9 protein-coding genes are annotated in these 16,037 nt (G+C 54.7%); all 9 read left to right on the plus strand.

The window, feature by feature from the left end; translation table 11 throughout:
- Positions 1-2 precede the first annotated feature (2 nt).
- The 9 genes from hcp to tssA all read left to right on the plus strand — a co-directional run bounded on the left by hcp (position 3) and on the right by tssA (position 16,036).
- Complete coding sequence (gene hcp, locus ACRQ84_RS22400) at positions 3-494, plus strand: type VI secretion system effector Hcp (protein WP_064741351.1); 492 nt, start codon at positions 3-5, stop codon at positions 492-494.
- A 205-nt stretch (positions 495-699) separates the two neighbouring features.
- Positions 700-3,294, plus strand: a complete 2,595-nt coding sequence (gene tssH, locus ACRQ84_RS22405) for a type VI secretion system ATPase TssH (RefSeq protein ID WP_483818172.1) — start codon at positions 700-702, stop codon at positions 3,292-3,294.
- A gap of 43 nt (positions 3,295-3,337) precedes the next feature.
- Positions 3,338-5,842, plus strand: a complete 2,505-nt coding sequence (locus tag ACRQ84_RS22410; protein WP_483818173.1) for a type VI secretion system Vgr family protein — start codon at positions 3,338-3,340, stop codon at positions 5,840-5,842.
- 12 nt (positions 5,843-5,854) lie between these two features.
- Positions 5,855-6,607: a T6SS immunity protein Tli3 family protein gene (locus tag ACRQ84_RS22415; protein ID WP_483818174.1), complete on the plus strand. Its 753-nt coding sequence runs from the start codon at positions 5,855-5,857 to the stop codon at positions 6,605-6,607.
- Between the two features lie 15 nt (positions 6,608-6,622).
- Positions 6,623-8,641, plus strand: a complete 2,019-nt coding sequence (locus ACRQ84_RS22420; protein ID WP_483818175.1) for a T6SS effector phospholipase Tle3 domain-containing protein — start codon at positions 6,623-6,625, stop codon at positions 8,639-8,641.
- Between the two features lie 741 nt (positions 8,642-9,382).
- A complete protein-coding gene (locus ACRQ84_RS22425; RefSeq protein WP_483818176.1) occupies positions 9,383-9,646 on the plus strand; it encodes a PAAR domain-containing protein in 264 nt (87 codons plus the stop codon).
- Complete coding sequence (locus ACRQ84_RS22430; protein WP_483818177.1) at positions 9,646-11,085, plus strand: hypothetical protein; 1,440 nt, start codon at positions 9,646-9,648, stop codon at positions 11,083-11,085. The genes ACRQ84_RS22425 and ACRQ84_RS22430 overlap by 1 nt, the downstream gene beginning before the upstream one ends.
- Complete coding sequence (locus tag ACRQ84_RS22435; protein WP_483818178.1) at positions 11,085-14,465, plus strand: ImcF-related family protein; 3,381 nt, start codon at positions 11,085-11,087, stop codon at positions 14,463-14,465. The genes ACRQ84_RS22430 and ACRQ84_RS22435 overlap by 1 nt, the downstream gene beginning before the upstream one ends.
- Positions 14,465-16,036 (plus strand): type VI secretion system protein TssA, encoded by a 1,572-nt coding sequence (tssA, locus tag ACRQ84_RS22440; RefSeq protein WP_483818179.1) that lies wholly within the window; start codon positions 14,465-14,467, stop codon positions 16,034-16,036. The genes ACRQ84_RS22435 and tssA overlap by 1 nt, the downstream gene beginning before the upstream one ends.
- Position 16,037 lies beyond the last annotated feature (1 nt).

Genomic DNA, 16,037 nt, shown 5'->3' on the forward strand with positions numbered 1-16,037 from the left:
ACATGGCAATTCCGGTTTATCTGTGGCTGAAGGACGACGGCGGTGCGGACATCAAGGGATCGGTGGACGTGCAGGATCGTGAGGGCAGCATTGAGGTGGTGGCGCAGCAGCACAACCTCTACATCCCGACCGATAACAACACTGGCAAACTGACCGGCACGCGTATCCACACGCCGTTTCTGTTCACCAAGGAAATCGACTCATCCAGCCCGTACCTTTACAAGGCGGTCACCACCGGTCAGACGCTGAAGTCGGCGGAGTTCAAATGGTACCGCATCAGCGATGCCGGTCAGGAAGTGGAGTACTTCAACACTAAGCTGGAGAACGTGAAGGTGGTGAAGGTCAATCCGGTGATGCATGACGTTAAGGACCCGTCCAAAGAGAAGCACAATCATCTGGAACAGATTGAGCTGCGCTACGAAAAAATCACCTGGACCTACAAAGACGGCAACATTATTCATTCGGACTCATGGAACGAACGCGCCACAGCCTGATTACGCGTCATATTTCGCGTAATCGCCAGCGTTGATCGTAGGGTCGCCATTTATGGCGACCTTGATACGCATTATCCCCAGATGCCTGGTGATTCCATCTTCGACGGGTGAAACCACAAGTCATTTCACATCAGACCTGCTGACCTTATGCGCTTCGGTAAACGGCGACGGGCGGTAGCGTGCCCCTAATCAGGAGAATTTTGCTATGGACAGTCAGTCAGCCGCCTTGCTGCGTCGCCTTAACCCATTCTGCGCGCAGGCGCTTGAAGCCGCCGCGTCGTTGTGCCAGACCCGCGCGCACGCCGAAATTCAGCCGGAACACTGGCTGCTCAAACTACTGGAACAGGGCGAGGGTGACATCATCGTGATCGCGCGACGCTACGAGTGGGATATGGACGCCATCTGGCAGGATTTGCTGGTGTTTCTCGACCGTCAGCCGCGCGCGGTGCGCGGGCGTCCCCAGCTCTCCGCTTCGCTCGAAAGCCTGCTAAAGCAGGCGTGGCTGATGGCGTCAATGCAGGACAACAATTCGCAAATCCGCAGCGTCCATCTGCTAATGGCGCTGGCCGAACAGCCGTCGCTGGTGCGTTGTGAAGGGCTGTGGTCGTTGCTGAGTCTGCGCATGAGCCAGCTGGAACGTCTGCAACTGATGCTGGAAGTGCAATCGGATGAACGCCCGGAGGCGGAGCCGGAGGAAATGCCGGTAAGCACGCTTCAGGATCCAGGCGCGATAAAAGCGCCAACCGCCGAAGCCCTTGCCCGCTTTACCCGCGACGTCACCGCCGACGCGCGCAGCGGCAAAATCGACCCGGTCTTGGGCCGCGACAACGAAATCCGCCAGATGGTGGATATCCTGTCGCGTCGCCGCAAGAACAACCCGATTCTGGTCGGCGAACCGGGCGTGGGTAAAACCGCGCTGGTGGAAGGGCTGGCGCTGCGCATTGCTGAGGGCAACGTGCCGGACAGCCTCAAACCGGTCAGCGTGCATACGCTGGATCTCGGTATGCTGCAGGCGGGCGCGGGCGTGAAGGGCGAGTTCGAACAGCGCCTGAAAAACATCATCACCGAAGTGCAGGCTGCGCCAGAGCCGGTGCTGCTGTTTATCGACGAGGCGCACACCCTTATCGGCGCAGGCAATCAGGCGGGCGGCGCGGACGCGGCCAATCTGCTGAAACCGGCGCTGGCGCGCGGCGAGCTGCGCACCATCGCGGCCACCACCTGGAGCGAGTACAAACAGTATTTCGAGAAAGACGCCGCGCTGGAGCGCCGCTTCCAGATGGTCAAAGTCGACGAGCCGGATGACGATACCGCCTGCCTGATGCTGCGCGGCCTGAAATCGCGCTACGCCGAACACCACGGCGTACACATTACCGACGCGGCGGTACGCGCCGCCGTCACGCTGTCGCGCCGCTACCTCACCGGACGCCAGCTGCCGGACAAGGCGGTTGACCTGCTCGACACCGCCGCCGCACGCGTGCGCATGAGCCAGGACACCACGCCGGAAGCCATTACACGCTTAACAGCGAAGCTCGACGCGCTGAACATTGAACAGCGCGCCATTCTTGATGATGAAGCGCTCGGCGGCACCATCCCGCAGGAGCGCCTGGCCGAAATCGCCGGCCTGATTGCGGTAACCGATGAAGAGCTGGAGGCGCTGGAGCAGCGTTTCGGCATCGTGCAGTCGCTGATGCATGAGCTGCTGGAAGGTCGCAAGGACGCTAGCCAGCGCAGCGCCATCACACAGCTCCAGACCGACCTCGACGCGCTGCAGCCCGGCGAGCCGCTGCTCACCGCCGACGTTGACGCGCGCATTGTGGCGGGCGTGATTGCCGACTGGACCGGCGTACCGCTCTCTTCATTAATGAAGAACGAGCAGGCGGAACTGCTGATGCTGGAAAGCCAGCTCGCCACGCGCGTGGTGGGCCAGGACGCGGCGCTTAGCGCCATCGCCCAGCGCCTGCGCGCCGCCAAAACTGGACTCACCTCGGAAAACGGCCCGCAGGGCGTGTTTCTGCTGGTCGGCACCAGCGGCACCGGCAAAACCGAAACCGCGCTGGCGCTGGCGGATGTGCTGTACGGCGGCGAGAAGTCGTTAATCACCATCAATCTCAGCGAGTATCAGGAAGCGCACACCGTCAGCCAGCTTAAAGGCTCGCCGCCGGGCTACGTCGGCTACGGCCAGGGCGGCATCCTCACCGAAGCGGTGCGCAAGCGTCCGTACAGCGTGGTGCTGCTCGACGAGGTGGAAAAGGCGCACCGCGACGTGATTAACCTGTTCTATCAGGTGTTTGACCGTGGCTTTATGCGCGACGGCGAAGGGCGCGAAATCGACTTCCGCAACACCGTCATTTTGATGACCTCGAATCTCGGCAGCGCTTCGCTGATGCAGTTGCTGGAAGAAACCCCGGACGCCGCCGAATCCGAACTTCAGGCGTGCCTGCGTCCGATCCTGCGTGACCACTTCCAGCCCGCGCTGCTGGCCCGCTTCCAGACGGTGATTTACCGCCCGCTGGTGCGCGAGGCGATGCGCATTATTGTGGAAATGAAGCTGAAGCAGGTCAGCCAGCGGCTGCAACGTCATTACGGCATCCGCACCACCATCGGCGAAGGTCTGTACGAGATGCTCACCGACGCCTGTCTGCTGCCGGACACCGGCGCGCGCAACGTCGACAGCCTGCTTAATCAGCAGATTCTGCCGGTGCTGAGCCAGATGATTTTGCAGCACCGCGCCAGCGGCACCTTGAGCAACAGCCTGACGCTGGGTACCAGTGAAGAAGGCGATGTGACCTTTACGTTCTGAGTGAACGACGGTTTTCTGTACGCGGCAACAAAAGGATTTCACCATGACAGGAACGGCCATTCCCTTCTTCAGCCACAGTCACCACCTGCTGAAGGTCAAAGACGCCTCATTCCCGCTGGACGTGCTCAGCTTCGAAGGAACAGAAGCGCTGAGCGCGCCGTTCAGCTGGCACATCATCTTCACCAGCACCGACAAGCACATCAGCCGCGAGGCGATGTTGCTGAAACCGGCGTCGCTGACGCTGCTGCCATCGCCGCAGAGCCTTAGCGAGCTGCTGCATAAAGCCGGGCCGCTGCGCGTGGTGCAGGGCATGGTCACCGGCTTTGATATGCTCGGCGCGTCTGCCGACGAAGCGCGCTACGCCATCACGCTGCAGCCGCGCCTGGCGCTGCTTTCCCGCACCCGACAGAACGCCATCTGGCAGGACATGTCGGTGCCGCAGATTGCCGAAGCCATCCTGCGCGAGCGCCACGGCATGCGCGGGCAGGACTTTGTATTTAACCTCGGCCGCGACTACCCGAAGCGCGAGCAGGTGATGCAGTTCGACGAAGACGACCTGCGCTTCGTCTCGCGCCTGCTGGCCGAGGTGGGCATCTGGTTCCTCTTCACCACCGACACGCGACTCAACATCGACGTGGTGGAGTTTTACGACGGCCCGCAGGGCTACGTGAACGGGCTGACGCTGCCCGCCGTGCCGCCGTCGGGCCTGCACGACAGCGGCGTGGAGTCGGTGTGGGCGATGGAGAGCCGTTTCCGCGTGGTGGAGAAAACCGTCAGCACCCGCGACTACAACTATCGCGACGCTACTGCCGACATGAACGCGCGGGCCGACGTGACCGGCGGCGACGAGACCACCTACGGCGAAGCCTATCACTGGGCCGACAACTACCTGCAGGCGGGTGAGGCGTACAGCGCGACTCCCGCCACCGAGAGCGGCGCGTTCTACGCCCGGCTGCGCCACGAGCGCTACCTCAACGGTCAGGCGCAGCTGAGCGCCAGGTCCAGCAGCGCGGCGCTGATGCCCGGCGTGGTGGTACGCGCCAGCGGCGGCGACAACGTTGCTGAGGTGTTCCGCAGTGGCGTGGTCATCACCTCGCTGCTTTGCCGCGCGGCGCGCGACAGCAGCATGGAAACCGCTTTTCACGGCATCCCGGCGGAAGGCCGCTACGGCTACCGTCCGGAACCCGCGCCGCGTCCGGTGATGGCCGGCACCTTACCGGCGCGCATCACCAGCACCACCACCAACGACACCTACGGGCACATTGACCGCGACGGACGCTATCGCGTCAGCATGCTGTTTGACCGCGCGGGCTGGGAAAGCGGCTTCGAAAGCCTGTGGGTGCGCCAGTCGCGCCCGTTCGCCGGCGACACCTACGGCCTGCACCTGCCGCTGCTGGCGGGCACCGAGGTGGCGATTGGCTTTGAGCACGGCAACCCGGACCGTCCGTACATCGCCGGCGTGCTGCATGATTCCTCCCGCGCGGACCACGTCACCATCCGCAACTTCAGGCGCAACGTGCTGCGCACGCCGTCGAACAACAAGCTGCGCCTCGACGACACGCGAGGGCAGGAGCACATCAAGCTCAGTACGGAATACGGCGGCAAGAGCCAGCTGAACCTCGGACATCTGGTGGACGGCGAAGGCCAGGTACGCGGCGAGGGCTTCGAGCTGCGCACCGACAGCTGGGGGGCGATACGCGCCAGCAGAGGGCTGTTTATCAGCGCGGACGGACAATCCGGTGCGCGGGGTAAGCAGAAGGACATGCAGCGGGTGCTGTCACGCCTGTCGGCCGCGCTGACTGAAATGCAGTCTCTTGCCGCCAGCGCGCAGCAGGCGCAGGCGCTGGCGGCGGACGTGGCGCGCCAGCAGGCGCTGCTGCAGAAAAAGATAGAAGACATGCAGCAGGAGGTGCTGCTGGGCAGCGCGCCGCAGGGTGTGGCGCTGGTCAGCGGCGGGGATATGCAGCTGTCGGCGCAGGATAACCTGACGCTGACCGCCGGAAGGCAGATGGACCTCGGCGCGCAGAAAGACCTTACCGTGGCGGCAGGCAAACAAATCAGCCTGTACAGCCGTGAAGGTGCAAAATTGTTTAGTTCGCATAACGATATTGATATTCAGGCTCAGGGCGGAAATATCACCACCTGGTCGACGGAGGATACGCATATTTCGAGCGGCAGGAAGCTGGTGGTGACGGCGCAGGATGAGCTGACGCTGATTTGCGGCGGCGGTTATATAAAGCTGAAGGGCGGCCACGTGGAGATTGGCGGACCGGGCAAACTAGTGGTTAAAAACGCGGGCATCAGCAAGGCGGGTGCAGCAGATATGCAGAGCGTGATGAAGTCATTTTCACCAGAAACTTTTGATGAAAAGTTTGTCGTCACAAATGCGTTAACAGGTCATCCGATAGCCAACCTGCCTTACCGCATTACCATGCCAGGAGGTAAGGTGATTGAGGGAGTTACTTCTGCTTCTGGCGAGACTGAACTGGCCCAATCTGAAATTGCTGACGACATGATCCTGACATTTAACCCGGCATCAAAATACTAGTGGAATAGTAAAATGAATAGCGAAAATGATAATAAGATCAGCTTGAGCTTAAAAATAACAATGTTTGCTGTGGTTGTATTTATTGTATTGGCTGTGCTGAGTATTATTTTTTTACCAGTATTACAAACCGTAGGCGCAAGTTTTGGTTTCGGTTTGCCAAGTGGTTCAGGAGGCCGGGCGGTCAGAGATGTTGAGATAGACGTCGAGCCGCAAGTAGTATATCGCATTGATGAACACCGTTTTTTTACTTTTGAAAAATATTTGAATTGCAATAGTGGTGGGTTTGTTTATTACAATGACACAAATAAAAAAATAAAGAAGTTCGCCGGGGTTGAAGGTATGGATAAAAAACCTCAAAATGAAATGTCAATAATAAAACAAAATGATGTTTTATCATATTCTGGTAAGTTTATTTATTCCGCGAGTGATAACGTTATCGCCTATCCTGATAGAGATGTTAACTATAAATATGGAAGTTCAGAATATTATATTAATTACATATCTATAGATAATCACTTTAAAAATGAATTAATTAAGATTTACTCATCCTCTTATAGTCTTGTGGTTGTTTATGATGGTGTGATATACGAAAAAAGCATCGGTGATAAATATCAAAAACATTATATATCAGATGGAAATGATGTTGGAAATAATGGGGGGGTTGTCGATTCACTTGATGGGGTGGTAATTATGGCATCTCAGGATGATCACTTTCATTGCGACGATTCCATCAAACCTAGAAGTGTAAAATACATTAAAAACTGAGATTGAGTCACTTAAATGAACGAAAAAAAAGAACCAGTCCGCACTACCAATTGCCTTTTTGATGATAATGGAAAACCTCATTTTAGAAGCAGTTTATCCCCTCAAAGTGTTAAAGTTAGGGCGGAGTGCAAAATACCTATACATTATCCAGGAATTATCTTTTTTGTACATGGCGTTAATTCTACAGGTGAGTGGTTTTCTTCTGCAGAAGAAAATATTTGCAACGGATTAAATGATCGGCTGGGACTTAATGGTACCCCTTACATGTTAGTGCCAAATAAATACACTTGTGATAATGCTGGAGATTTTGATAAATATAAAAGGGATCGTGAGTTGCTCAATTCCGAAAATGCTAACTCCCCAGTAGTGCGTTTTTATTGGGGCTATCGGGCTAAGGACGGAAATGAGGATATCTATAAGATACCACTTGTTAATCTGAATAATGAAGATTATCACCATTTGAGAAATCAAGGCGCGGATCCAGAAATACTTTGTGGAAAGGGACCCTGGTTTTGGGGAGGTGGTCCATTCCAAAATGGAACAAATAACCTTGTGTCCCTTTGGGGTGAATCAGGGTTTAATGAAAAGTTGCGATATGTAGGTGCTGAAGTGCAAACTTTCGCACCAGATTTTGATCGTTTATTAAAAAATGCACCGCCACGAAAATATTACGCTCACGCTGCAAAGCGACTTTCAGACCTAATTGATTCTATAAGAGAAAAATACCCTAGAGATACCATTAGCATTATTTCACATAGTCAGGGGACTATGATTGCTTTAGCTGCTACAGCACTGGCGCAAAAAGCGCCAGACAGCTTATTTATCCTAAACTCTCCTTATGCCATGAATACAAAAAGTTCAGATTATTTTTCTCTGCCAGATCAAGAAATTTTGTCAGACAGGGCTAGAGAAAAGACTTTGGAAGCTATTATTGAAAAGATAGCAAAAAGAGCGAGTTTTTTACCATTTGATAAATATAATGAATTATTTGTTGGACAATCTGATGATAATCAACCTTGGACACCTGCTATAAATCATAAATCTAAAATACCTTTGAAGACAAAAACCTATGTGCCAGATGGTTTAGAGTCATCAGGTGCTAATTATCCTATAGTCAAACCAAAGCTGCGAGAAGACATTACTACATCAGAACGCTGGATCTCTGAACGAGATAATCATGGTCGCTTTTATATTTATTGTAATCCACATGACAGAGTTATGGGGTCCACACCCTTATTGAGCCTAGGTTGGCAAGGGTTGCCTAACAACGGATTGGATCAAAAACCCCATAAGTTATTAACGAAATATAAAGGACATTTATTTCAGAGAATGATGGCAAGATCCACATCTTGTGGTGCTGAGCCTAATTCTAAAACTCCTTTCTGGCCATTACCTGATAAGAAACCATTCTGGGATGATGGTGGTGATTTATTGACATACAATACTCCAGATTATCAGACCCTTGATATTAATGCGGAGGAGGTCCCCAATCCTATTCCTGCTTCTGATATGATGCAATTTGATATGACGCGACCAAATGGCGGTGAACGTTGGGATAAAAAACCGAAATCCTTTGAGGGAGCTGGATGGGGACAATCATCAATGTTAAAAAGTGGAAACATGACACCTAATGACGATACGTTTAACAACTTTGTCGTGCTATATCCAAAAATTCAAGTGCCTAGTGGAGAGTATCGTCAATCTGGCAGCGAATATCCGAAAGCACAACCTGTGATGCGGTTGGAAACCGACGAGGAAAGACGTATTCGAGTTGGTGCATTTATTTCACAGCCAACAGATCACAGTACATTACCTAATAATCCGAAATTTATGAGGCAGGTAGTAGCCTACGATTTGCCTATAGGTTTCTGTGATGCAACATGGGATAAAGAATTTATGAATAAACTTCGTAACATCGCTGACTGGACAAAAGGTTATGATGTTTATTTTGAAAAGGGAGAATTAAACATTCCACCTATCCCCTCGGAAATATCAAATGAAACCATGTCTGACTTTAAAAAAACAATGGAATGATATAAATAAAAATTAAATGCTAAAGGTTTTCCTTCAACATCGTCATTTTAATATTTACATCTTAATAAATAAAAAAGGGAACTATAATGGGTGGAGTATATGAGTTATTAATTTTTGTGGTTATGGGATGTATAGTGGCTGGCATGTTTATTTCATTATACCTGACTAAATAAATCGAAGGATCGTTCAAAGTATTAAAATTCTTGGCTATATGGTGTGCGATTTCTATGTTTTTACTTCTAATATCATATAGTTGTTGGGTCGGTTGATCTTTTTGCTATTGGTGAAATTAACCTGGCAGTTGCCAATGCTGTATGGAAATTGATAGAGCCGAACACTAAAATTAAAAAAACATTGATTCAATTCTTGTTGATAATATTAACAACCCGTGCATCAATGCTAGCTGGTTTTATGGGGATGGGATGTTTGGATTTATTTATCTGGTAATGTTTTTATACGTAATCTTATCAGATTGTGTTATTACATGGGTGTAAAGGGTTTTAGTTAAAAGAAGTAATTCAAGATGGTGGCGGTGTGGTTTTGTCAATAATTTTTTATTTCTGTATGTTAAATGTCCTCGAATATTATCGTTTTCCGATAATTAGATGACTCTGTGAAGTTGAGTTTCTATTTATCATTCTTAGGTGTAAGTAATTTAAAGTGGCACTTGAGACCATCGCACGGTCAATATTATAAAACTAGTTACTCCACCATTCAGTAAATAAAACATAGGTGATAATCATGGGCAAATTTGCAATCGTCATGGGTGATTCTACGTCTCACCGCGGCAAAGTAACATCTGCATCATCTACTTTCGATATTCAGGGAAAAAATGTCGCCCTGCTGCATGATACGGTGTCCTGCCCATTACATGGCACTAACCGTATTATCGAATGCGATGTTGCATCTTATGAAGAAAATGGTCGCGGTATCGTTATACATGGCTGCAAAACGGAATGTGGCTCGGTGGTTATCACCAGCCTGCCGGATATGGAGATCGGCTAATGGGATGGTCAGTACCGGAAGTGCCTGAGCGGACACCCGCCAGCGCATGTTCCCCGTGGATCTGTTTTTTTATTATTTTCGTTTGCGTGTTAATCAGTATTGCCTGGCTTTTGTTTTCTGGTTCAGTGGAAGAGCGGTCTTCTCTCTCATCCGGAGCCTGGCTCCCGCTGGCCGCGACGATGCTGGTAAGTTCGATGGCAATCCTCACCCTGTATTTGTTAGGGTGGGAAATTCAGGCTCTGCAGGCATTTTACTGGAACAGCTGGCGAATAAATTTACATGCTGCCTGGCAGCAGCATGCCCATCAGCACCTGTGTGTTGTTAATCAGAGCAGTTTGATGGTGAACTCAGATTACGTCCCTCAACTGACAGGTCTGGTCGCTAAAAATGACGTTATTGATAAACCCACCACATTGCTTGCAGGGGAAGCACTCATCCCTGGAATTTCACGTTTTGAGCAGCTTAGCCAGATTCTGCTCAAGCAGGCCGCATCGTCGTTAGTAAGCTGGTATCCCAGTGGTGCAGTCACCGTTGTCATTCAGACATCTGCCGCATCACTGGAGCAGGAAAAGCAGCGTGTTGCGTCACTGTGGAAACAGCATGCACTGCCGTGGACGCCCACCTTTCATGTGTTACCCGCCGAATTTCCTTTCGAATTCTGGAATAACCAGTTGCTGGCATCACACAACCCGCTACTGATTCTGGCAATACATTATCGTCTGGTGAATGAAACCTTGGCTGAATTTGCCAGCGCATTATTACTCGCGCCTCCCTTACTGCTTTCTGCTACTCAGCAAAGAGAAGCCATAAAGGTATTTCGGGCCATGCCGTTGCAGACCAGTGAACTTTCAGCCGAACTAAAAGAGCTGAAAGAGATGAATCAGCAACCATCAGCGTCTGTTGGGCTGGTGTGGTTCAGCGGACTCAGCGCCCCTCAGCGTCAGCAACTGACATCTGCCGTATTTGAGCTGCCGCTGTCCCTGCGCAGTTCAGCGCCGATGGCGGGGCTCATTGATTTTGATGAAGGCTGCGATCGATACGGCCACCTTGCCGGATGGCTGATGTCCGTTGCGGCAATCGAAGCCGTTAATTACGACATGGGTAGCCAGTGGCTGGTGTGGGCCGATGATAAACAGGCCTGGGCGATGGTGGCTGGCAGGAAAATGCCGCTGATGAACACCTTCTCCGAACGGGCGCTGACCGCGCCTTTCCCTGCGGGTGGAATAATGCTGGCGGTCCTGCTTAATACTCTTCTTATCTGGTCTTTAGTTTTTGCCTTCCCTGCCTGGTTATTTTCATGGTGGGGAACGTTCACTTTACTGGCCGTACCTGGCGTGACCTTACCTGGGCTGGCATTAGCGTTACGAAAGGTGGTGGCCAGCGCGCTGCTGCCGGGATTTATCCGTGCTGCTGGTGAGCATGAAAGGAACAAAAAATAATGAAAAACTTCTTTCGTCTGCTGGGGTGCGGGCTCGTTACCGTGTCCGTTTTACTGCTTTTTTTATTCCTGCTCTCCCAGTTAAAAGCCTTACCCGTTGAAGCAACCACCCGTCAGTTCTGGTTTCCGTTGACGGGCTTTATTTTTCTGGCGAGTTTGATATGTACGGTGATTTTCTTCTTATTCAGTCCGCTGAATGCGGGCGTCCCGGTCACCCCATCGCGTGACAAAACAGAAGAAAAGCCTGCCTCTGCCACAGCTTTCACATGCCTGGCGAGCGATATGAGCAACTATCTTCGCTCACGCTACCACCTCTTCTGGCGCAGCAAAGTTCGTCTGCTTCTGGTTGTCGGCGATGACTCCGCGATTAGCCAGCTTGTACCGGGACTGGGCAAAAATGCGTGGATGGAAGGCAACCGCACTGTTTTGATTTACGGTAGCAGCCTTGATGCTCATCTGGACACTGAAAAATACGCCGCGTTGCGCAAGCTGCGCCGCAGCCGCCCATTGGACGGCATTGTTCTGGTACACGGTTCCGATACCGCTATCACACCACAAAAAAGCGATGCAGCGATGCGCTCGCTGGAGAAAATTGCCATCGCGCTGCGCTGGCGTGCGCCGGTGTGGATCTGGCAGCTCGGTCACAGTGACTGGCCGCAGCCAGAGCGTGAAAACAACGCGGTAGGCGCAGTGTTTCCGGCGAAAGTGCTGCCGGAAGATATAGCTCAACAGCTCGAAAGCCTGGTCGCTCCGTTACGTGAACGCGGTCTGACGCAGGTAGCTCATAACATCAGCCACGACTGGCTGCTGCGTCTGTCGCAGCAGCTTGCCAGCGGTGAAAGTCAGGCCTGGCAGCAGCGCTTAGCGCCGTGGCTGGATCCGGCGCGTCGCAGTTTATTGCGTGGCCTGATGTTCAGCCTGCCGGAAGCAAAGCCTGCGCCGGACAGCGTGCATCCTCATGCATTATCCGACAGCGCGCTCTGGCAGAGTATCGCGTCAGACCGCGCCAGAGGCCGTCGCACCGGGCTGCCGTGGGAGCAGACGCTGGCCTGGTCGCTGCTGAGCCTGATGCTGCTTGCTGGCGCGGGCATGCTGGCGTCTGCGCTGTTCAACCGCCATCAGATTGTCAGCGCGGTGGATAAAGCTGAGGTGCTGGTGAATTCAACGAAAGCTGATGATGCGCAGCTGATTGCGCTGCACGGCCTGCGTAACGACCTCGGGCAGCAGCAACACTGGCTGGAGCACGGCGCGCCCTGGTATCAGCGCTTCGGCATTAACCATACGCAGCCGCTGCACGATGCGCTGCTGCCGTGGTACGGCGTTTTAGCACATAAGCTGATCCACGAACCCGCCCGCATCGCGCTGGAGGAGAAATTAACCTATCTGGCAGGTTTGCCTGCCGCCAGCCCGCTACGCGCCACGCTGGCACAGACGGGATATCAGCAGTTAAAGGCCTGGCTGATGATGGCGCGCCCGGAGCGCGCTGAACCGGCATTTTATGCGCAGACCATGGCGACCGTTCAGCCGGAATATCCCGGCATTTCAACGTCGTTGTGGCAGACGCTGGCACCTGATTTATGGGCATTCTATGCCGCGTCGTTGCCGTCGCAGCCGGGCTGGCGCATCAAGCCCGATGCGTCGCTGCTGAGTCAGGTGCGTCAGGTGCTGCTGCTGCAGACCGGGCAGCGCAACGCCGAGATGACGTTGTATCAAAACATCCTTCGCGACGTGCGCCGCAACTACACCGATCTGACGCTGGAAGACATGACGCCGGGCACCGATATGCGCCGGCTGTTCAGCAGCGATGACAACGTTCCCGGCGTGTATACGCGCCAGGCGTGGGAAGGCGGCGTGCGCCAGGAGATTGAGAAAGCGGCCAACACCCGGCGCGATGAAATCGACTGGGTGCTCAGCGATACCCGCAGCGCCGTGCCGCAGGAGATTTCCCCGGAAGCACTGCAGGCCCGGTTAACCCAGCGCTATTTCAGTGACTTTGCCGCCAGCTGGCTCAACTTCCTCAACGGCATCCGGCTCAACCCGGCGCAGAACATTGCCGACGTCACGGACCAGCTGACGCTGATGAGCGACGTGCGGCAGTCGCCGCTGATTGCGCTGATGAACACGCTGGCATGGCAGGGGCAGACCGGGCAGCAGCGCGAGGCGCTGTCCGACACGCTGATCAATTCAGCCAAAGATCTGATCGGCCAGAAAGACAAGCTGGTGATCAGCCAGAAAGCCACCGGCCCCGAAGGTCCGCTGGATGTGACCTTCGGCCCGCTGCTGGCGCTGACCGGCAAAAACAGCGGATCGCAGCTGATGGCCGCCGACAGCAGCCTGACGCTGCAAACCTTTTTAACCCGCATCACCCGCGTACGCCTGCGTCTGCAGCAGGTCGCGGCCGCACCGGATCCGCAGGAGATGCTGCAAACGCTGGCGCAGACGGTTTTCCAGGGCAAAAGCGTCGATCTCACCGACACCCAGCAATATGGCAGCCTGATGGCGGCGAGCCTCGGCGAAGAGTGGAGCGGATTCGGGCAGACGATGTTCGTGCAGCCCCTGACGCAGGCGTGGGAAACCATCCTGCAGCCGTCGGCGGTGAGCCTGAACGCGCAGTGGCAGCGCGCCATCGTGGAAAACTGGCGCAGCGCGTTTGACGGGCGCTATCCGTTTGCCGCCGGGCAAAGCGACGCGTCGCTGCCGATGCTGGCGGAGTTTATCCGCCGCGACGCCGGACGCATCGATAGCTTCCTCAGCAGCCGTCTCGGTGGCGTGTTGCAAAAAGAGGGCAGCAGCTGGGTGCCGGATGCGGCGCACAGCCAGGGATTGACCTTCAATCCTGCCTTCCTCAGGGCGGTTAACCAGTTGCGCGAGCTGTCCGATATTCTGTTTACCGACGGCACGCAGGGCATCAGCTTTGAATTGCAGGGCCGCGCCGCGCCAGACGTGGTGGAAACTCAGCTGATGCTCGACGGCCAGCCGCTGCGTTACTTCAACCAGATGGCGACGTGGCAGGCAATGCGCTGGCCGGGCGACAGCCTGAAACCGGGCACGCTGCTGACCTGGACCGGCGTGAAAAGCAGCGCGCAGATTTACGGCGATTATCCCGGCACCTGGGGCTTTATCCGCTGGCTGGAGCAGGGTAAACGTGAGCGCCTCGATCGCAGCCGCTGGCTGCTGAGCTTCACCACGCCGGATAAACGCACCCTGACGTGGGTGCTGCGCACGCAGATGCGCGACGGTCCACTGGCGCTGCTGCGCCTGCGCGGCTTTACGTTGCCGACGGAAATATTCAGCGTGGATGCGGCGAGTGCCTCAGAAGCGATGGCCGCGCGTGAAACAAGCACGGATGACTTCACCACCAATATGGACGGAGCAGAATAATGACCGCGATGACAGAACTTGTTCGCGCCTGCGGCGTGGATGAGTCCACACTCAGAAGCGAAGCTAAAAAACGCTGCAGCGACTGGGCGCGCTGGTTGGAACCGGTCAGTCAAGTGTTGCCCGCCGGAGACGATCCGGCTTACGACGATCAGTTTATGCAGATCCGTGAAGAGGTGAATAAGCTTTCCGGGTTTGATACCGACGCGATCGCTCGTCTGTCTGAATCACTGCTGACAACCGTGAGCAAGGACATCCGGGTCATCAGCTTTTACGCCTGGGCGCGCCTGCATCAGCATGGTGAGCAGGGGCTGGCTGAAGGACTTGAACTGCTGGCAGCTGCGCTGAATCAGTTTGGTGGAAAGCTTCATCCGCAGCGCAGCCGCAGTCGCCAGGGCGCGCTGGCCTGGCTCGGCAGCGCCAGAATGCTCGACAGCCTGACACTGTGGCCGGAAGCCGATATCGCGCGGGTTTGCCGCATCAGCGGCGCGTTGCTGCTGATTGAAGATGCGCTTAATGAAGACGAGCGCAGCGGACTTCTGCCGCTGTTGCGCGCGCTGGAACTGCGGCTGGCGCAGAACGGCGGAGCCAGCGCGATGGTGCCGCTTAACAGCCCGGCGCATGCGGACGTGGATGATTTAGCTCTTGCCGTACTTGCGCCGGTCAACTCCGGCGAAACGCTCAAGGCGCAGGCAAAAGTGCTGGCAAACTACCTGCGCGAGCAGCCCGGCGGCTGGCTTTCAGCGCACCATCTGATGAAAAGCGTGCGCTGGGATACCATCCTCAATCTTCCTGCGCTGGGGCCCGGCGGCAATACCCGCTTGCTGCCGCCAAAACCCGATCACCGCGCACACCTTAAGCGCCTGTATGTTCAGCAAAGCTGGATGGAACTGCTGGAACTGACTGATTCGCTGTTTGGTCAGGCGATCAATCACGTGTGGTTTGATCTGCAGTGGTACGCCTGCGAAGCGTTGAATCGACAAGATAAGGGCGCGACGCTGGCGAATATCGTGCAGCAGGATTTAAACGGATTGCTGTCGCGGTTGCCGGGGCTTGAAATGCTCTCGTATTCAGACGGCACGCCGTTTGCTGATGAGGTGACGCGCAGCTGGATCGCGCAGAAAGTGATGGGCGATGTGCGCTTAACAGAAAGCGACACGCCGGTTTCCCGCCCGGATAACGACATTTTGTCGCTGGAAAACGAAGCAGTGGAAAAAGCGGAAGCGGAAAACGTCGAAGCCGCGCTTGCCTGGTTGCAAATGCGTCCGGGCACCAGCAATACGAAAGATCAGTGGCTGCTGCGCCTGCTGATGGCGCGCGTGTGCGAGCAGTTTGGTAAGAGCGAAATGGCACTGCATCTGCTGGATGAACTTAACCAGCAGGCAGGTGCACTGACGCTTGCGCAGTGGGAACCAACCTTATTATTCGAAGTGCGAGCCCGACGACTGAAGTTGCTGCGTGCCAGAGCAGCGCGTAGCGAAAGTGAACGCACGCGCATTCAACCGGAAATGGACGCGCTGTTGTCCGGCCTTATCACGCTTGACCCGGTCAGGGCCGCCATCCTCTGCAGCTGAC

This window comes from Pantoea sp. E2023-21 (assembly GCF_051302795.1).
GTDB lineage: Bacteria > Pseudomonadota > Gammaproteobacteria > Enterobacterales > Enterobacteriaceae > Pantoea > Pantoea ludwigii_A.

Excerpts from the sequence above, each read along its gene's own strand:
- tssA (WP_483818179.1), top strand. The coding sequence starts at position 14,465 with ATGACCGCGATGACAGAACTTGTTCGCGCCTGCGGCGTGGATGAGTCC.
- ACRQ84_RS22410 (WP_483818173.1), top strand. The coding sequence starts at position 3,338 with ATGACAGGAACGGCCATTCCCTTCTTCAGCCACAGTCACCACCTGCTG.
- ACRQ84_RS22430 (WP_483818177.1), top strand. The coding sequence starts at position 9,646 with ATGGGATGGTCAGTACCGGAAGTGCCTGAGCGGACACCCGCCAGCGCA.
- ACRQ84_RS22425 (WP_483818176.1), top strand. The coding sequence starts at position 9,383 with ATGGGCAAATTTGCAATCGTCATGGGTGATTCTACGTCTCACCGCGGC.
- hcp (WP_064741351.1), top strand. The coding sequence starts at position 3 with ATGGCAATTCCGGTTTATCTGTGGCTGAAGGACGACGGCGGTGCGGAC.
- ACRQ84_RS22415 (WP_483818174.1), top strand. The coding sequence starts at position 5,855 with ATGAATAGCGAAAATGATAATAAGATCAGCTTGAGCTTAAAAATAACA.
- ACRQ84_RS22420 (WP_483818175.1), top strand. The coding sequence starts at position 6,623 with ATGAACGAAAAAAAAGAACCAGTCCGCACTACCAATTGCCTTTTTGAT.
- tssH (WP_483818172.1), top strand. The coding sequence starts at position 700 with ATGGACAGTCAGTCAGCCGCCTTGCTGCGTCGCCTTAACCCATTCTGC.
- ACRQ84_RS22435 (WP_483818178.1), top strand. The coding sequence starts at position 11,085 with ATGAAAAACTTCTTTCGTCTGCTGGGGTGCGGGCTCGTTACCGTGTCC.